Below are 19117 nucleotides of genomic sequence, written 5' to 3'. Positions count from 1 at the left end.
TGTGCTTCCCGCTTATCAATTTCCCGAGCAGCCTCGCAAAGCGTCCCGGATTAGGACAATTCGTCCCGGTGTTTCATATTTCCTCCATTTTTCCCGACCATTCGGTCACTAAACTAGTATCATTCCGCGAAATGGTTCAGGACGAGAAACTGATTAAGATGAAAGGCAGTAACAAATCCCGCTGGCTGGTTGTGCTGGCATTGCTGATCGTGGCCGGAGCAGTGACAGGCTACTGGCTGATGAATCGCACACCAGAATCTGCAGGCCCGGCAGCCGCCGCTCAGGGAGAGCGCCCGGCGAGTGGCGGACGTCACGGTGGCCGTTTCGGCGCAACGCTTGCCCCGGTTCAGGCGGCAACGGCCACCAGCGAAGCGGTGCCGCGCTATCTGAGCGGGCTGGGGACGATTACCGCGGCTAATACCGTAACGGTACGTAGCCGCGTGGATGGTCAGTTGATGGCGCTGCACTTTCAGGAAGGACAGCAGGTCAAAGCCGGCGATCTGCTGGCAGAAATCGACCCGAGTCAGTTTAAAGTCGCCCTCGCTCAGGCGCAGGGGCAACTGGCGAAGGATAAAGCCACGCTGGCCAATGCCCGTCGCGATCTTGCCCGCTATCAACAACTGGTGAAAACCAATCTGGTTTCTCGTCAGGAACTGGACACCCAGCAGTCGCTGGTCAGCGAAACGCAAGGCACCATCAAGGCCGATGAAGCCGCCGTTGCCAGCGCGCAGCTACAGCTCGACTGGAGCCGCATCACCGCACCAGTCGATGGCCGTGTCGGCCTGAAGCAGGTTGATATCGGCAACCAGATATCCAGCGGCGATACCACCGGCATTGTTGTGCTCACCCAGACGCATCCGATCGATCTGGTTTTCACTTTGCCGGAGAATGACATTGCGACAGTCGTCAATGCGCAGAAATCAGGTAAACCGCTGACCGTTGAAGCGTGGGATCGCACCAACAAACAGAAACTGAGCGACGGTGTGCTGCTAAGCCTCGATAACCAGATTGACGCCACTACCGGCACCATCAAGCTAAAGGCTCGTTTTAACAACCAGGACGATGCCCTCTTCCCGAACCAGTTCGTCAATGCGCGGATGTTAGTGGATACCCAGCAGGATGCGGTCGTTATTCCAGCAGCAGCCCTGCAAATGGGCAACGACGGTCATTTCGTCTGGGTACTGAATAGCGAGAATAAAGTCAGCAAACATACCGTGGTACCGGGCATTCAGGATAGCCAGAAAGTCGTGGTCAGCGCCGGGCTTTCCGCAGGCGAACGCGTGGTGACGGACGGTATTGACCGCCTGACCGAAGGGGCAAAAGTGGAAGTGGTGGAGGCGCACAGCGCTGCCGCCGAAAGTACCTCAGACTCTGCCGCAGGCCATAAAGGAGCGCGCTCCTGATGCAAGTTTTACCGCCGAGCAACACAGGCGGCCCTTCACGCCTGTTTATCATGCGCCCGGTCGCCACCACCCTGTTGATGGTGGCGATACTGATCGCCGGGATCATCGGCTACCGCTTCCTGCCCGTTTCCGCGTTGCCGGAAGTGGATTACCCGACGATTCAGGTGGTCACGCTCTACCCTGGTGCCAGCCCGGACGTCATGACCTCTGCCGTCACCGCGCCGCTGGAGCGTCAGTTTGGCCAGATGTCCGGCCTAAAACAGATGTCGTCCCAGAGCTCCGGCGGAGCATCCGTCGTTACCCTTCAGTTCCAGCTTACGCTGCCGCTGGACGTCGCCGAGCAGGAAGTGCAGGCCGCCATCAACGCCGCCACGAACCTGCTGCCGGATGACCTGCCCAATCCGCCGGTTTACAGTAAAGTGAACCCGGCCGATCCGCCGATTATGACGCTCGCCGTCACCTCTTCCGCCATGCCGATGACGCAGGTGGAGGATATGGTGGAAACGCGCGTGGCGCAGAAAATTTCTCAGGTTTCCGGCGTCGGGCTGGTGACACTCGCGGGCGGACAGCGCCCTGCCGTGCGCGTGAAGCTGAACGCGCAGGCCATTGCCGCATTAGGGCTGACCAGCGAAACCGTGCGCACCGCCATCACCAGCGCCAACGTCAACTCGGCAAAAGGGAGCCTTGACGGCCCAACCCGCGCCGTAACGCTTTCCGCCAACGATCAAATGCAATCCGCCGAAGAGTATCGGCAACTGATTATTGCTTACCAGAACGGCTCCCCGGTTCGTCTGGGCGATGTCGCCACCATTGAACAGGGCGCGGAAAACACCTGGCTTGGCGCATGGGCTAACAAAAAACAGGCGATCGTGATGAACGTTCAGCGTCAGCCGGGAGCGAATATTATCGCCACCGCTGACAGCATTCGTCAGATGCTGCCGCAGCTTACCGAAAGCCTGCCAAAATCAGTAAAGGTGGAGGTGCTGTCCGACCGAACCACCAATATCCGCGCCTCAGTTACCGATACCCAGTTTGAACTGATGCTGGCGATTGCGCTGGTGGTGATGATCATCTACCTGTTTCTGCGTAACGTCCCGGCGACAATTATTCCCGGCGTCGCTGTCCCGCTGTCGTTAATCGGCACCTTCGCCGTGATGGTATTCCTCGATTTCTCGATCAACAACCTGACGCTCATGGCGCTAACCATCGCCACCGGTTTTGTGGTCGATGATGCCATCGTGGTGATTGAGAACATCTCCCGCTATATCGAGAAAGGCGAAAAGCCAATGGCGGCGGCGCTGAAAGGCGCGGGTGAAATTGGCTTCACCATCATCTCCCTGACCTTCTCGCTGATTGCAGTACTTATCCCGCTGCTGTTCATGGGGGATATCGTCGGCCGTCTGTTCCGGGAATTTGCGGTGACGCTGGCGGTGGCAATCCTGATTTCCGCCGTTGTGTCATTAACGCTAACGCCGATGATGTGCGCACGCATGCTGAGCCATGAATCGTTGCGTAAACAGAATCGTTTTTCCCGTGCCAGCGAGCGTTTCTTCGACCGTGTGATTGCAGGTTATGGTCACATTCTGGCCCGCGTGCTGAAACATCCGTGGCTTACGCTCAGCGTGGCGCTGGGTACACTGGCGCTATCGGTCATCCTGTGGGTGGTCATCCCGAAAGGCTTCTTCCCGATCCAGGATAACGGCATTATTCAGGGTACATTGCAGGCTCCACAGTCGGTATCCTTCGCCAGCATGGCGCAACGCCAGCAGGAGGTTTCAGAAATCATCATGAAAGATCCGGCGGTTGAGAGCCTGACCTCTTACGTGGGCGTGGACGGCACCAACCCGGCGCTGAACAGCGCGCGTTTGCAGATCAACCTCAAACCGCTGGATGAGCGCGACGACCGCGTACAGAAGGTGATTAAACGTCTGCAACAAAATGTTGATCGTGTGCCGGGTATTTCACTTTATCTGCAACCGACACAGGATCTCACCATCGATACCACCGTGAGCCGCACCCAGTATCAGTTCACGCTGCAGGCAAACTCGCTGGATGCCCTGAGCCTGTGGGTGCCGCAACTGGTTGAACAACTGCAAACCCTGCCGCAGCTTTCGGATGTCAGCAGCGACTGGCAGGATCAGGGGCTGGTGGCCTACGTGAACGTTGATCGCGATAGCGCCAGCCGTTTGGGGATCTCAATGGCGGACGTGGATAACGCACTGTATAACGCCTTTGGCCAACGCCTTATTTCAACTATCTACACCCAGGCGAACCAGTATCGCGTGGTACTGGAGCATGACACCCAGGCGACACCTGGCCTGGCGGCGCTGGATAATGTGCGTTTAACCAGCAGCGACGGCGGCGTTGTACCACTGACGGCTATCGCCAAAGTTGAACAGCGTTTCGCCCCGCTCTCCATCAACCATCTGGATCAATTCCCCGTCACCACGATTTCATTCAATGTGGCGGGTGACTATTCGCTGGGTGACGCGGTTGATGCCATTCTGAACGCCGAAAAAAACCTGAGTTTCCCGACGGATATTCGCACCGAATTTCAGGGCAGTTCGCTGGCCTTCCAGTCAGCGCTCAGCAGCACGGTCTGGCTGGTGGTCGCGGCCGTGGTGGCAATGTATATCGTGCTGGGTGTGCTGTATGAAAGCTTTATTCACCCAATCACCATCCTCTCTACCCTGCCGACCGCAGGCGTCGGTGCGCTACTGGCGTTGATGATAGCCGGCAGCGAGCTGGATGTGATCGCCATTATCGGCATCATTCTGCTTATCGGGATCGTCAAGAAAAACGCCATCATGATGATCGACTTCGCGCTGGCGGCGGAACGCGAACAAGGCATGCCGCCGCAGGAAGCGATTTATCAGGCCTGTCTGCTACGTTTCCGCCCGATTCTGATGACAACGCTTGCCGCCCTGCTTGGCGCGCTGCCGCTCATGCTCAGCACCGGCGTCGGCGCGGAGCTGCGTCGCCCATTGGGGATAGGCATGGTCGGCGGCCTGCTGGTCAGCCAGGTACTGACGCTGTTCACCACGCCTGTCATCTATCTGCTGTTCGACCGGCTGGCGCTACGCCTGAAAAAACGCTTCCCGCGAAATGAGGAGGAGGCGTAAATGAAGTTTTTCGCCCTCTTCATTTACCGCCCGGTGGCGACGATTTTAATCGCCATCGCCATCACTCTTTGCGGCGTTCTGGGTTTCCGGCTGCTGCCGGTCGCCCCGCTGCCGCAGGTTGATTTTCCTGTCATTATGGTCAGCGCCTCGCTGCCTGGCGCGTCGCCTGAAACCATGGCCTCGTCGGTCGCCACGCCGCTGGAGCGTTCGCTCGGGCGCATTGCCGGGGTCAGCGAAATGACCTCCAGCAGTTCGCTCGGCAGTACGCGTATCATTTTGCAGTTTAATTTTGACCGCGATATCAACGGCGCGGCGCGTGATGTGCAGGCGGCGATCAATGCCGCGCAAAGCCTGCTGCCGAGCGGCATGCCAAGCCGCCCGACCTATCGCAAAGCTAACCCGTCAGATTCGCCGATCATGATCCTGACGCTCACCTCAGATACCTATTCGCAGGGTGAGCTCTATGATTTCGCCTCAACGCAGTTAGCGCAAAGCATCGCGCAAATTGACGGCGTGGGGGACGTCGACGTCGGCGGCAGCTCTCTGCCCGCGGTGCGCGTCGGTCTTAACCCGCAGGCGCTGTTTAATCAGGGCGTATCGCTGGACGACGTGCGCAGTGCAATTAGCAACGCTAACGTGCGTAAGCCACAGGGCGCGCTGGAAGATAACACCCATCGCTGGCAGATTCAGACCAACGACGAACTGAAAACCGCCGCGGAATATCAGCCGCTCATCATCCACTACAACAACGGCGCGGCGGTGCGTCTCAGCGATGTCGCCACCGTCACCGACTCGGTGCAGGATGTGCGCAATGCCGGGATGACAAACGCCAAACCCGCCATTCTGTTGATGATCCGCAAACTGCCGGAAGCCAATATCATCCAGACGGTAGACAGTATTCGTGCTGAACTGCCGGAACTTCAGCAGACCATTCCGGCGGCAATCGATTTGCAAATTGCCCAGGATCGCTCCCCTACCATTCGCGCCTCTCTTGAGGAAGTTGAACAGACGCTGGTTATCTCGGTGGCGCTGGTGATTCTGGTTGTATTCCTGTTCCTGCGTTCCGGACGCGCGACGCTTATCCCTGCCGTAGCGGTGCCGGTGTCGCTTATCGGCACTTTCGCCGCCATGTATCTGTGCGGATTTAGTCTTAATAACCTGTCGCTGATGGCGTTAACCATCGCCACCGGTTTTGTGGTCGATGACGCCATTGTGGTGCTGGAGAATATCTCCCGCCATATCGAAGCGGGCATGAAACCGATGCAGGCGGCGCTTCAGGGCAGCCGGGAAGTGGGTTTTACGGTGCTGTCGATGAGCATTTCGCTGGTGGCGGTATTCCTGCCGCTACTGCTGATGGACGGGCTGCCGGGCCGCTTGCTGCGTGAATTTGCTGTCACCCTCTCGGTCGCTATCGCGATTTCGCTGGCCGTGTCGCTCACCTTAACGCCCATGATGTGCGGCTGGATGCTCAAGCGTCAGCCCGCCCACACGCCAACCCGTAACAAAGGTCTGGGGCGGCTACTGGTAGGTCTACAGCAGGGCTACGGCAAATCGCTGCATTGGGTGCTGAAGCACTCACGGATGGTTGGCGTGGTATTCCTTGCGACCGTCGCGCTGAACGTCTGGCTCTATATCGCCATCCCGAAAACGTTCTTCCCGGAGCAGGACACCGGGGTATTGATGGGCGGTATTCAGGCCGACCAGAGTATCTCCTTCCAGGCGATGCGCGGAAAGTTACAGGATTTCATGAAGATCATTCGTGAAGATCCGGCGGTAGATAACGTCACCGGCTTTACCGGCGGCTCGCGCGTCAACAGCGGTATGATGTTTATTACCCTGAAGTCTCGTGACGAAAGGCATGAAACTGCCCAGCAAATTATCGACCGACTGCGCAAAAAACTGGCGAAGGAGCCCGGTGCCAACCTGTTCCTGATGGCGGTACAGGATATCCGCGTCGGCGGGCGTCAGTCCAATGCCAGCTATCAGTACACCCTATTGTCGGATGATTTGAGCGCCCTGCGCGAATGGGAGCCGCAAATTCGCAAAGCCCTGGCGGCGCTGCCGGAACTGGCGGACGTTAACTCAGATCAGCAGGATAACGGCGCGGAGATGGAACTGACCTATGACCGTGAAACCATGTCACGCCTCGGCATTAGCGTACAAACCGCCAACAGCCTGCTGAATAACGCCTTTGGTCAACGCCAGATCTCGACTATCTATCAACCGCTTAACCAGTACAAAGTGGTGATGGAAGTGGATCCGGTTTATACCCAGGACGTCAGCGCGCTGGATAAAATGTTTGTCATTAACAACGAAGGAAAAGCGATTCCGCTTTCCTACTTCGCCAAATGGCAACCGGCCAATGCCCCCCTCTCGGTCAACCACCAGGGGCTGTCTGCCGCCTCGACGGTGTCGTTTAACCTGCCGACGGGGAAATCGCTGTCAGAAGCCAGCGACGCCATTGACCGCGCCATGACCCAGCTTGGCGTACCCTCGACGGTGCGTGGCTCGTTTGCCGGCACCGCACAGGTGTTCCAGGAGACGATGAACTCACAGGTGATTTTAATTATCGCCGCCATTGCCACCGTCTACATCGTGCTGGGGATGCTCTATGAGAGCTACGTTCACCCGCTGACCATCCTCTCAACGCTGCCGTCAGCGGGCGTTGGCGCGCTGCTGGCGCTGGAGCTATTCAATGCCCCGTTCAGCCTAATCGCCCTCATTGGGATCATGCTATTAATTGGCATTGTCAAGAAAAACGCCATCATGATGGTCGATTTTGCGCTGGAAGCGCAGCGAAACGGTAATCTGTCGCCTGAAGAGGCCATTTTTCAGGCCTGTCTGCTGCGTTTTCGCCCGATCATGATGACCACCCTGGCGGCGCTGTTTGGCGCGCTGCCGCTGGTGATTTCCAGCGGCGATGGCTCTGAGTTACGCCAGCCATTGGGGATTACTATCGTCGGCGGTCTGGCGGTGAGCCAGTTGCTGACCCTGTACACCACCCCGGTGGTCTATCTGTTTTTCGATCGTCTGCGCCTGCGTTTTTCGCGTAAATCCCGACAATCGGTAATTGAGTAAATGACAGAACTTCCCGCCAGCGTGCGCTGGCAGCTCTGGATTGTGGCCTTCGGCTTCTTTATGCAGTCGCTGGATACCACTATTGTTAATACCGCCCTCCCCTCAATGGCGGCAAGCCTGGGGGAGAGCCCGTTGCATATGCATATGGTGGTGGTTGCCTATGTGTTGACGGTGGCGGTGATGCTACCTGCCAGCGGCTGGCTTGCGGACAGAGTCGGCGTGCGTAATATTTTTTTCACCGCTATCGTGCTGTTTACCGCCGGGTCGCTGTTCTGTTCACTGGCGGGCACGCTCAATGAACTGGTGATGGCGCGCGTATTACAGGGCGTCGGCGGCGCAATGATGGTGCCAGTAGGAAGGTTAACGGTGATGAAAATCGTCCCGCGCAATCAGTATATGGCGGCGATGACCTTCGTCACCCTGCCCGGCCAGGTTGGGCCGCTGCTGGGGCCAGCGCTTGGCGGCGTATTAGTGGAGTACGCCTCCTGGCACTGGATCTTCCTCATCAACATTCCGGTCGGCATTATCGGCGCCATCGCCACCTTAATGCTAATGCCCAACAACACCCTGCAAACCCGCCGTTTCGATCTAAGCGGTTTTATCGTGCTGGCGCTGGGTATGGCGGTGCTGACGCTGGCGCTGGATGGGCAAAAAGGGCTTGGCATCTCAACGCTTACGCTCGGGATTCTGGTTGCCGTTGGCGTGGCCTCGATTCTGTTTTATCTCTGGCACGCCAAAGGTAACGACAGTGCGCTGTTTAGCCTGAAACTGTTCCGTACCCCTACTTTTTCGCTGGGGCTGGTCGGTAGTTTTGCCGGGCGTATCGGCAGCGGCATGCTGCCGTTTATGACGCCCGTATTCCTGCAAATTGGCCTCGGTTTTTCACCGTTTCACGCCGGGCTGATGATGATCCCGATGGTGCTTGGCAGCATGGGCATGAAACGCATCGTGGTGCAGGTGGTTAACCGTTTTGGCTATCGCCATGTGCTGGTCGCCACCACGATTGGCCTCGCGCTGGTCAGCCTGCTATTTATGGCGACCGCGCTGGCGGGCTGGTATTACGCATTGCCGTTGGTGCTGTTCCTTCAGGGGATGATCAACGCCAGCCGTTTCTCATCAATGAATACACTCACGTTAAAAGACCTGCCCGATGAACACGCCAGCAGCGGCAACAGCCTGCTGTCGATGATCATGCAGCTCTCGATGAGTATCGGCGTCACGGTAGCGGGCTTACTGCTCGGTATGTTTGGCCAGCAGCACGTTGCCGCCGATAGCGCCGCCACGCACCAGGTCTTTATGTATACCTATCTTTGCATGGCGCTGATAATCGCCCTGCCCGCCCTGATTTTTGCCCGCGTCCCTGACGACGTCAGCAAAAACGTGGTTATCGCCCGACGGAAAAGGAGTGAACAGTGAAACTATGGCGTCCGGGGATCACCGGAAAACTTTTTCTCGCCATCTTCGCCACCTGCATCGTGTTGTTAATCACCATGCACTGGGCGGTACGCGTCAGCTTTGAGCGCGGGTTTATCGACTACATCAAACACGGCAACGAACAGCGTCTGGAACTGCTGAGTGATGCGCTGGCGGAGCAGTACGCTCAACATGGCAACTGGCGTTTTCTGCGCAACAACGATCGCTTCATCTTCCAGATTTTGCGCTCCTTTGAGCATGATAACAATGAAGAGCATCGGCCTGCAGGCCCGCCGGGCCCCACCATGCCGCCCCACGGCTGGCGCACCCAGTTCTGGGTGGTCGATCAGCGTGCGAACGTACTGGTTGGCCCACGCGAGCCCGTTCCGCCGGATGGCACACGACGCGCTATCGTTGTCGATGGGCTGGAAGTCGGCGCAGTCATCGCCTCACCGGTGGAACGCCTGACGCGTAACACGGATATTAATTTCGACGAACAGCAGCGCCGTACCAGTTGGCTGATTGTCGCGCTCTCGACGCTGCTTGCCGCGCTGGCAACCTTCCCGCTGGCGCGCGGTCTGCTGGCACCGGTGAAGCGCCTGGTGGAAGGAACGCACAAACTGGCGGCGGGCGATTTCTCCACTCGCGTCGATGCGAGCGGCAGCGATGAACTCGGCAAGCTGGCGCAGGACTTTAACCAGCTCGCCAGTACGCTCGACAGAAACCAACAAATGCGCCGCGATTTTATGGCCGATATTTCTCATGAGCTGCGTACCCCGCTGGCGGTGCTGCGCGGCGAACTGGAAGCCATTCAGGATGGCGTGCGTAAATTTACCCCGGAATCGGTCGCGTCATTACAGGCTGAAGTGGCGACGCTGACCAAACTGGTGGACGATCTGCATCAGCTTTCCATGTCCGATGAAGGCGCGCTGGCCTACCAGAAAGCCTCCGTTGACCTGGTCTCTCTGCTGGAAATAGCCGCAGGCGCTTTCCGCGAGCGCCTGGCCAGTCGGGGCTTAACGCTACATCTTTCGCTGCCCGACAGCGCCATGGTGTTTGGCGATCGCGACCGCCTGATGCAACTCTTCAATAACGTGCTGGAAAACAGCCTGCGCTACACCGATAGCGGTGGCGACGTCCATATCCGCGCCACGAAAACAGTGCAAAACGTCGCGGTAGAGTTTGCTGACAGCGGCCCGGGGGTGAGCGATGAACAACTCGCGATGCTCTGTGAACGTTTTTACCGCACTGAAGGCTCGCGCAACCGCGCCAGCGGCGGTTCCGGGCTGGGGCTGGCTATCTGCGTGAATATTGTTACCGCCCACGGCGGCAGGCTTGACGCCGCGCATTCGCCTTTTGGCGGGGTAAGCATTAAAGTAGAATTACCGCTGGATCGCGACACATCGAGAGAGTTATGACTGAGTTACCGATAGACGAAAATACCCCGCGCATTTTGATTGTTGAAGATGAACCTAAGCTCGGGCAATTGCTGATTGATTATTTACTGGCGGCCAACTACGCGCCCACGCTTATCAGCCACGGTGATCAGGTTCTGCCTTTTGTGCGCGAAACACCGCCGGATTTAATCCTACTCGACCTGATGCTACCGGGCACCGACGGCCTGACCCTGTGCCGCGAGATCCGCCGTTTTTCAGAAGTCCCCATCGTCATGGTGACAGCCAAAATAGAAGAGATCGACCGCCTGCTGGGGCTGGAAATTGGTGCCGATGATTATATCTGCAAACCTTACAGCCCGCGTGAGGTCGTTGCGCGCGTCAAAACCATTCTGCGCCGTTGCAAACCACGCCAGGATGTACAGGCGCTGGACGCGCAAAGCCCGCTGATAGTAGATGAAAGCCGTTTTCAGGCCTCATGGCGCGACCGCCTGCTGGATTTAACCCCGGCAGAATTTCGCCTGCTGAAAACGCTATCGCAGGAGCCAGGGAAAGTCTTTTCCCGCGAGCAACTGCTTAACCATCTTTATGATGACTACCGCGTGGTGACAGACCGCACCATCGACAGCCATATTAAAAACCTGCGCCGCAAGCTTGAATCACTGGACGCTGAACAGTCGTTTATCCGCGCGGTGTATGGCGTGGGATATCGCTGGGAAGCGGACGCCTGCCGGATGGCTTAATTTGTCCATCTGGCCTGTCTCAATCCCCAGGCCAGATGGGGTAAGGTTTACTCCAGCCCCCTACAGCGCTACAATGCCCGCCCTAAAAGTATGGGAACCCTCCCTGCCGCGCACATCGTGACGCGGATCTGACCTGTCATCAGAACGAGAAAATCATGTTTAAACCGGAACTCCTTTCCCCGGCGGGAACGCTGAAAAATATGCGTTACGCTTTCGCTTATGGCGCGGATGCTGTGTATGCGGGTCAACCGCGTTACTCTCTGCGTGTGCGCAACAACGAATTCAATCACGAAAACTTGCAGCTTGGCATTAACGAAGCCCATGCGCTCGGTAAAAAATTCTATGTGGTGGTCAACATCGCGCCGCATAACGCCAAACTGAAAACCTTTATTCGTGACCTGAAGCCGGTGGTGGATATGGGGCCGGATGCACTGATTATGTCTGACCCGGGCTTGATCATGCTGGTGCGCGAGCACTTCCCGGATATGCAGATTCACCTCTCCGTACAGGCCAACGCGGTCAACTGGGCGACGGTGAAATTCTGGCAGCAGATGGGGCTCTCCCGTGTGATCCTCTCCCGCGAACTGTCGCTGGAAGAGATCGAAGAAATTCGCCAGCAGGTGCCGGAGATGGAGCTTGAAATCTTCGTACACGGCGCGCTGTGCATGGCCTACTCTGGCCGCTGCCTGCTTTCCGGCTACATCAACAAGCGCGACCCAAATCAGGGCACCTGCACCAACGCCTGCCGTTGGGAATATAATGTGCAGGAAGGCAAAGAAGATGTGGTCGGTAATATCGTGCACAAATATGAGCCGATCCCGGTGCAAAACGTCGAGCCGACGCTGGGTATCGGCGAGCCAACCGATAAAGTGTTTATGATTGAAGAAGCACAGCGCCCGGGCGAATACATGACCGCCTTTGAGGACGAGCACGGCACTTACATCATGAACTCGAAAGATCTGCGCGCCATCGCCCACGTTGAGCGCCTGACGCAGATGGGCGTGCATTCGCTGAAAATCGAAGGCCGTACCAAGTCATTCTACTATTGCGCGCGCACCGCGCAGGTATACCGCAAAGCCATTGACGATGCTGCCGCCGGTAAACCGTTCGACACCAGCCTGCTGGAAACTCTGGAAGGCCTGGCGCATCGCGGCTATACCGAAGGTTTCCTGCGTCGTCACACCCACGATGATTACCAGAACTATGAGTACGGTTTCTCCGTTTCTGAACGTCAGCAGTTCGTTGGGGAATTTACCGGTCAACGTAAAGGCGCACTGGCGGAAGTGGCGGTGAAAAACAAATTCGCCGTCGGCGATAGCCTGGAGCTAATGACGCCGCAGGGTAACGTGAATTTCACGCTGGAACAGATGGTTGATGGCAAAGGCGCAGATAAACCCGTAGCGCCGGGCGACGGCCACATTGTCTGGCTACCGGTGCCGGAAGATATCGCCCTGGAATACGCACTGCTGATGCGCAACTTCAACGGCGAATCGACGCGTAACCCGCACAGCAAGTAGTTCACGATGGGTAATTTTGCAAGCGAGAAGAATCTTAGAATTGGATCACATACCTAATTGTTTATTCCGGGTATTATCTCTTCGCTGAAAAACATAACCCATAAATGCTAGCTGTACCAGGAACCACCTCCTTGGCCTGCGTAATCTCCCTTACGCAGGCTAATTTTTTATCTGCCGCCTCTTTTTTCTGAAAATCAGTTCGTTCTTATCCCGCTATACTTCTTGTGCCATATACTTTTATTACATTGATTCACGAGGAAAAAGGATGACTAACTTCCCCGCCAGCTTATTGATCCTCAACGGCAAGAACACGGATAACCCGCAACTGCGTCAGGCGGTTGATACCCTGCGCAAAGAGGGGGCTGATATTCATGTCCGTGTTACCTGGGAGAAAGGCGATGCGCCGCGCTATATTGAGGAAGCGCGACAACTCGGCGTCGCAACGGTAATTTCCGGCGGCGGCGACGGCACCATCAATGAAATCGCGACCGCATTGATAGATCTGAAAGACGCGAACGCCCCGGCGCTGGGTATTCTTCCCCTTGGCACGGCCAATGATTTCGCCACCAGCGTCGGGATCCCAATGGATCTTGAGAAAGCGCTGCGGCTGGCGATTTCCGGGCGCGATGTCCCTATTGATACCGCCCGCGTGAACGATAATACCTGCTTTATTAATATGGCGACGGGCGGGTTTGGCACCCGCATTACCACTGAAACACCGGAAAAACTGAAGGCGGCATTAGGCGGAGTGTCCTACCTCATTCATGGTTTGCTGCGAATGGACACGCTCAAACCTGACCGCTGTGAAATTCGTGGCGAAAATTTTCACTGGCAGGGTGATGCGCTGGTGATCGGTATCGGTAACGGGCGGCAGGCCGGTGGCGGGCAGCCGCTCTGCCCTGATGCGTTGATTAATGATGGGCTCCTGGATTTGCTGGTTATCACCGGCGAAGAACTGCTTCCTGCGATTTTCACGACCATCACGCAGCAGGAAGAGAACCCGCATCTGGTGCGCGGCCGTTCAACCTGGATAGAAATCACCTCCCCTCACCCAATGACCTTCAACCTTGACGGCGAACCGCTTAGCGGGCAGACATTCCGCATCGATATTGTGTCGGATGCGCTACGCGCCCGCCTGCCGCCGGATTGCCCGTTATTGCGCTAACCTGAATGCCCGGTGGCGCTGCGCTTATCGGGCTTACCACGAAAGCCGGACAAACGAAGCGCCCACATCGGGACTCAGTACGCCGCCACCTCCCGCGCCATCTCGCGCGTGTACTGCTGGCTGGCATTCACCAGCATGCGGGTATACTCCGTATTTGCCTTTCCGGCGACCAGGTCGTCAACGGTCAGCGTTTCCAGAATTTTGCCGTACTGCATCACCGCCACCTTCTGGCACAAATGGGCTATGACGCCCAGATCATGCGTCACCATCAGATAGGTGAGACCCGACTCCTGCTGAAGCTCCGCCAGCAAATTCAGGATCTCCGCCTGCACCGAGACATCCAGCGCCGAGGTCGGCTCATCGAGCAGCAGCACCTGCGGCTCCAGAATCAATGCCCTGGCAATCGCCACGCGCTGACGCTGCCCGCCGGAGAGCTGGTGCGGGTAGCGATCGCGGAAGGCACGGTTCAATCCCACGCGATCCAGCAGCGTGTTGATACGCTTATCGCGATCGGCGATACCGTGGATTTGCAACGGCTCCTCCAGAATATCGCCAATGGTATGGCGTGGATGCAGCGAGCCGTAAGGATCCTGAAATACCATCTGCACCTGGCGACAGCGGGTACGGCTGATGCTGTGATCCAGTGGCTGGCCGTTAATCGCCAGCGCCCCCTGCCAGTGGGTAAACAGCCCGGCGAGGCACTTCAGTACGGTGGTTTTCCCGGAGCCCGACTCCCCCACCAGCCCGTAAATCTCGCCCGGCTTGACGTGGAAGTTCACGTCATACAGCACCTGATTCCGCTTTTCGCCCTCGCCAAACACCAGATTCAGGTTATTCACTTCAATCATGACGCGCTCCTTATTCCGTCAGCCAGCTCGCCTGGCGCTGCAGTACCGGCAGCACCGGGCGGCGATGGTGCATATCCGGCAGCGAATTGATCAGCCCCTGGGTGTAGGGGTGCTGCGCCTTATCGAGATCTCTCGCGGCAATCGATTCCACCACCCGCCCGGCGTACATCACCAGCACCCGGTCGCAAAAACTGCGCACCAGGTTGATATCATGGCTGATAAAAATCAGCCCCAGCCCGCGTGATTTCACCAGGTCGTCGAGCAGCCCCAGCACCTGCAAGCGCACGGAAACATCCAGCGCCGAGGTCGGTTCATCGGCGATCACCAGTTCAGGGTCAGTGATTAACATCATCGCGATCATCACGCGCTGCCCCTGCCCACCGGAGATTTCATGGGGATAGAGCGAATAGACGCGTGCAGGATCGCGGATCCGCACCACCTCCAGCATCTCCATCGTTTTGGCTTTCGCCTCGGCTTTACGCCCCGGATGGTGCGTCAGCCAGGCTTCAGCAATTTGATCGCCGACGCACACGACAGGGTTTAGCGAGTATTTCGGATCCTGCATTATCATCGAGATGCGCTTGCCGCGAATAGCGCGCATCTGCGCTTCGCTGGCATGTTGCAGGTCGATATCGCCAAACTGCAGCCGCCCGGCGGTAATGCGCGTCTTTTTCGGATGCAAATGCAGCAGCGCCCGCCCAACGGTGGATTTACCGGAGCCCGATTCACCGACAATCGCCAGTTTTTCGCGCCCCAGTAGAAAGGAGACGCCGCGCACCGCGTGGGTCACCGCCTGGCCGTTCACAAACTCAACGTGCAGGTCGCGCACATCAAGCAACGGCGTATCACATGCTGCGAGGATCGAGGATGTCACGTAAGCCATCTCCTAAGAAGTTGAACGCTAAGCTGTTGATAAGGATCGCCAGCCCCGGGATCGTCACCACCCACCAGCACTCCATCATGTAGGTGCGGCCGCTGGAGATCATCGCCCCCCACTCCGGCTCCGGCGGCTGCGCGCCAAGACCGAGGAAGCCAAGCCCGGCGGCGGTCAGGATGATCCCCGCCATGTTCATGGTGATACGGATGATCACCGACGGCAGGCACAGCGGCACAATGTGTCGCCATAACACCCGCACCGGCGATGCGCCCTGCAAACGGACAGCCGAGATAAAATCGGCCTGGCGTAGCGAGAGCGTTTCCGCACGCGCCAGGCGGGCAATCGGCGGCCAGGCGGTTAAGGTAATCGCAATCACCACGTGCTCCAGCCCCGGCCCTAACGCCGCGACAAACGCCAGCGCCAGCACCAGGCTTGGGAAGGAGATAAAGATATCGGTGACGCGCATCAGCACCATATCGACCTTGCCGCCAAAATAACCAGCCGTGACGCCAAGCAGCAGACCCAGTGGGCCGACCGTTACCGACACCAGCAGCACGATGTAGAGCGTGATGCGCGAGCCGTACACCAGGCGGCTGAAGATATCGCGGCCAAACTCGTCGGTGCCAAACCAGTGCTGCGCATTGGGTGCGGTAAGCGCGTTGTTGAGATCCTGCACCAGCGGGTTATACGGCGCGATAAGCGGCGCGAAAATCGCCACCACCAGCAGCAGGAAAATAATCCCGCCGCCGATGGCGGTCAGCGGGTTCCGCGCCATCTTGCCGATAAAACTGCCCGAACGCTGTAGTGCGCGTTTGATACGCGCTGCGCCTTCGCCGCCGCCCGCGCGTACCGGCGTATCCAGAGAAACGGTCATGATTTTGTCCTCGGATCAAAGAGTTGATAGAGCATGTCGGAAAGCAGGTTCAGCATCACAAAAATAACCCCGACCACCAGCACGCAGCCCATCACTGCATTCATATCGCCCAGCAGCAGGCTGCCGGTAAGATAAGAGCCAAAACCCGGCCACGAGAAGACGGTTTCAATCAGCACCGCGCCTTCCAGCAGCGAGCCGTAGGCCAGCGCGACCACCGTCAGCAACTGAACCAGAATGTTGCGAAACGCATGGTTCCAGATAACCTGGCGCTCGGTCAGCCCCTTCACGCGGGCGGTGATAATGAACTCCTGCGACAACTGCGCCAGCATAAAGCTGCGGGTCATGCGGCTGATGTAGGCCAGCGAGTGAAAGCCGAGCAGCGCGGCGGGCAAAATCAGGTGATTGATCGCATTCCAGAACACCGTGCCGTTGCCCGCCAGTAGCGCATCGACGGTCATCAGCCCGGTGCGACGCGGTACAATGCCATCGAGCCCTAAGTCGACGCGCCCTGCGCCGCCCACCCAGCCGAGCCAGGCGTAAAACACCAGCAGCCCCATCATCCCGACCCAGAAAATCGGCGTCGAGTAGCCCGCCAGGCTGATGATCCTCACCACATAGTCGGAAATGCTGTTGCGACGCGCCGCCGCCAGTACGCCCAGCGGAATACCGAGCCCGGCGCCGACAATTATCGCCATCGTCGCCAGCTCCATCGTCGCCGGGAAGACGCGGATGATATCGTCAAGCACCGGCTTCCCGGTCAGTAACGCGTTGCCTAAATCACCGTGCAGCAGGTTACTGAAGTAGATGCCGAACTGCGCCGCCAGCGATTTATCAAACCCCAGTTGCTGGTAAACCTGCTGATAGGTGCTTTGGTCGGCGTCCGGGCCGACAATCGCCAGCACCGGGTCGATAGGCATCACGCGCCCGATGAAAAACGTGAGCAACAGCAGGCCGAACAGAGTGATAGCGACCTGCACGACCCGCTTAGAGAAACGCCGGGTACGGGAGCCGGACGCCAATACGTGCGTACTCATCCTTTATCTCCTTCATCAACTTTCCAGACATCGCGCAGGAACGTCGTCGCGGACGGGTGAGGCTGATACGCCTGCACCTCATTGCGCACCACCACGGAATCGACCATCTGCGATATCGGGATCATCGCCGGGATCAGTTGATCGTATCGAATCTGGATCGCCTGATAATCGGCAATCTGTTTCTGCGCATCGCGTTCGAGCAACGCGCTATCGATCATTTCGTTGAGCTGTTTATCGTAAAAACCGGTACGCCAGCCCTGGAAATTGGTGAGCTTTGCGGCGTCGCTGTTATCCGGGTTGTAAACCAGCGCACGCAGGCTGGAATGCGGATGCGGCTCCATCCCGCTGCCGCCTCGCCCCACCAGAATGTCGAACTTGCGTTCACGCATTGCGCCGTACACCTGGTTGCCGGTGCCGGTAATAATTTTGGCGTTGATCCCCGCCTGCATCAGCGTTGACTGCACGGCGATAGCGATATTGAGATAAGGCTGGTCGGACAGCACCCGCAGCGTCGTATCAAACCCATCGGGATACCCCGCCTCGGCCAGCAGCTTTTTGGCTCTTGCCAGATCAAATGTATAGCCGGGATCGGGCAGCGTAGAAGGCATACCGGCTTTGATGGGGCGCTGATGCAGCACGCCGTATCCGGGCATGAGCGCCTTGTTAATCCCCTGATAATCAATTAAATAGCGAACGGCTTCGCGCACTTTCGGGTTGGCGAAGTGCGCTTCTTTCATACTCATCGCCACGTAATACATCGTTCCGCGCTGCACCGCATCGACGGTCAGTTGGGGATCTTTACGCAACGCGTTGATATCGGATATCGCCATATTGCTGGCAATATCCAGATCGCCTTTTTCAATCATCAGGCGCAGGGTTTGTGATTCCTGAAAATGGCGCAGGACGACGCGATTCATTTTGGCCTCGCCGCGCCAGTAGTCAGGATTGCGCTTCATGCGCAGCACATCTTTCGCCTGCCAGGTTTCCAGAATAAACGGGCCGGAACCCGCCTCGTTGGTGGTTAACCAATGATTACCCCAGTCTTTATCCCGCTCATGACGTTGCACCGTTTTGCTATCGAGCACGCCGAGATTGCCGAGCGCCGCGAGGGAGTAGATAACCAGTTGCGGATCGTTCGCTTTCGGCAACGTGATTTGCACCGTGTAAGCATCGGGTGCGCTGACCTGCTGGTCGATATTTTTCTTGCTGAAACCGTAGGATTTCCACACCGACGCCTGCGCCAGATTCAGGTGCAGAATGCGGCGCATCGACCACACCACATCTTCTGCGGTGAGCGGGTTGCCGGAGTGAAACCTGACGTTATCGCGCAAATGGAAGGTCAGTACCTTACCGTCCGGGCTGATATCCCAGGATTTCGCCAGCGCGGGTTTGACGTTGGTAAGCTGGTTGGCATCCAGCTCCACCAGCGAGTCATAGAGGTTAACGACAATGCCCACCACCTCGTTACCGGTCATCGCTGCCGGGTCGAGCGTCAGCAGGTTGTTCATATTCATGCCAATGATGAGCTGATCGGGGGGCGTTTTCGCCAGCGCCGCCCCGCTCCCCATCATCAGCGACAGCGCGAGTAAACACGCGCCCGCGAGGGAAGTTTTTTTCATCTGTGTATACCGTTTGTAGGGTTGAAGTAT

13 protein-coding genes are annotated in these 19117 nt (G+C 57.6%); 8 read left to right on the top strand and 5 right to left on the bottom strand.

What is annotated here, in order from left to right; all coding sequences use genetic code 11:
- The first annotated feature begins 158 nt into the window (after positions 1 to 158).
- From VSR74_RS15135 to yegS, 8 genes are all read left to right on the top strand, one after another.
- Complete coding sequence (locus tag VSR74_RS15135) at positions 159 to 1403, top strand: MdtA/MuxA family multidrug efflux RND transporter periplasmic adaptor subunit (RefSeq protein WP_347795479.1); 1245 nt, start codon at positions 159 to 161, stop codon at positions 1401 to 1403.
- On the top strand, positions 1403 to 4525 hold the full coding sequence (locus tag VSR74_RS15130; RefSeq protein ID WP_347795478.1) for an MdtB/MuxB family multidrug efflux RND transporter permease subunit: 3123 nt from the start codon (positions 1403 to 1405) through the stop codon (positions 4523 to 4525). The genes VSR74_RS15135 and VSR74_RS15130 overlap by 1 nt, the downstream gene beginning before the upstream one ends.
- On the top strand, positions 4526 to 7603 hold the full coding sequence (gene mdtC, locus VSR74_RS15125) for a multidrug efflux RND transporter permease subunit MdtC (protein ID WP_347795477.1): 3078 nt from the start codon (positions 4526 to 4528) through the stop codon (positions 7601 to 7603).
- On the top strand, positions 7604 to 9019 hold the full coding sequence (mdtD, locus tag VSR74_RS15120) for an MFS transporter (RefSeq protein WP_347795476.1): 1416 nt from the start codon (positions 7604 to 7606) through the stop codon (positions 9017 to 9019).
- On the top strand, positions 9016 to 10434 hold the full coding sequence (baeS, locus tag VSR74_RS15115; protein ID WP_347795475.1) for an envelope stress sensor histidine kinase BaeS: 1419 nt from the start codon (positions 9016 to 9018) through the stop codon (positions 10432 to 10434). Before mdtD ends, baeS begins: the two co-directional genes overlap by 4 nt.
- On the top strand, positions 10431 to 11153 hold the full coding sequence (gene baeR / locus VSR74_RS15110) for an envelope stress response regulator BaeR (protein WP_347795474.1): 723 nt from the start codon (positions 10431 to 10433) through the stop codon (positions 11151 to 11153). The genes baeS and baeR overlap by 4 nt, the downstream gene beginning before the upstream one ends.
- A gap of 155 nt (positions 11154 to 11308) precedes the next feature.
- A complete protein-coding gene (gene trhP / locus VSR74_RS15105; RefSeq protein WP_347795473.1) occupies positions 11309 to 12670 on the top strand; it encodes a prephenate-dependent tRNA uridine(34) hydroxylase TrhP in 1362 nt (453 codons plus the stop codon).
- Positions 12671 to 12935: 265 nt separating this feature from the next.
- Positions 12936 to 13835, top strand: coding sequence for a lipid kinase YegS (gene yegS / locus VSR74_RS15100; protein ID WP_347795472.1), 900 nt, complete (start codon positions 12936 to 12938; stop codon positions 13833 to 13835).
- 74 nt (positions 13836 to 13909) lie between these two features.
- On the opposite strand, the gene VSR74_RS15095 is transcribed toward yegS, so the two are convergent.
- The 5 genes from VSR74_RS15095 to VSR74_RS15075 are packed head-to-tail and all read right to left on the bottom strand — an operon-like array spanning position 13910 to position 19087.
- Positions 13910 to 14683: an ABC transporter ATP-binding protein gene (locus VSR74_RS15095; protein ID WP_347795471.1), complete on the bottom strand. Its 774-nt coding sequence runs from the start codon at positions 14681 to 14683 to the stop codon at positions 13910 to 13912.
- A 10-nt stretch (positions 14684 to 14693) separates the two neighbouring features.
- On the bottom strand, positions 14694 to 15557 hold the full coding sequence (locus VSR74_RS15090) for an ABC transporter ATP-binding protein (protein WP_347795470.1): 864 nt from the start codon (positions 15555 to 15557) through the stop codon (positions 14694 to 14696).
- Complete coding sequence (locus VSR74_RS15085) at positions 15529 to 16434, bottom strand: ABC transporter permease (RefSeq protein WP_347795469.1); 906 nt, start codon at positions 16432 to 16434, stop codon at positions 15529 to 15531. Before VSR74_RS15085 ends, VSR74_RS15090 begins: the two co-directional genes overlap by 29 nt.
- Complete coding sequence (locus VSR74_RS15080; protein ID WP_347795468.1) at positions 16431 to 17468, bottom strand: ABC transporter permease; 1038 nt, start codon at positions 17466 to 17468, stop codon at positions 16431 to 16433. Before VSR74_RS15080 ends, VSR74_RS15085 begins: the two co-directional genes overlap by 4 nt.
- Positions 17465 to 19087 carry an ABC transporter substrate-binding protein gene (locus VSR74_RS15075; protein ID WP_347795467.1) on the bottom strand — a complete coding sequence of 541 codons (1623 nt, stop codon included), beginning with the start codon at positions 19085 to 19087 and terminating at the stop codon, positions 17465 to 17467. Before VSR74_RS15075 ends, VSR74_RS15080 begins: the two co-directional genes overlap by 4 nt.
- Positions 19088 to 19117: the final 30 nt, after the last annotated feature.

The organism is Pseudocitrobacter cyperus (assembly GCF_039889165.1).
In the GTDB taxonomy this organism is placed as follows: domain Bacteria; phylum Pseudomonadota; class Gammaproteobacteria; order Enterobacterales; family Enterobacteriaceae; genus Pseudocitrobacter; species Pseudocitrobacter cyperus.
This window is presented reverse-complemented; position numbering and strand designations above follow the sequence as displayed.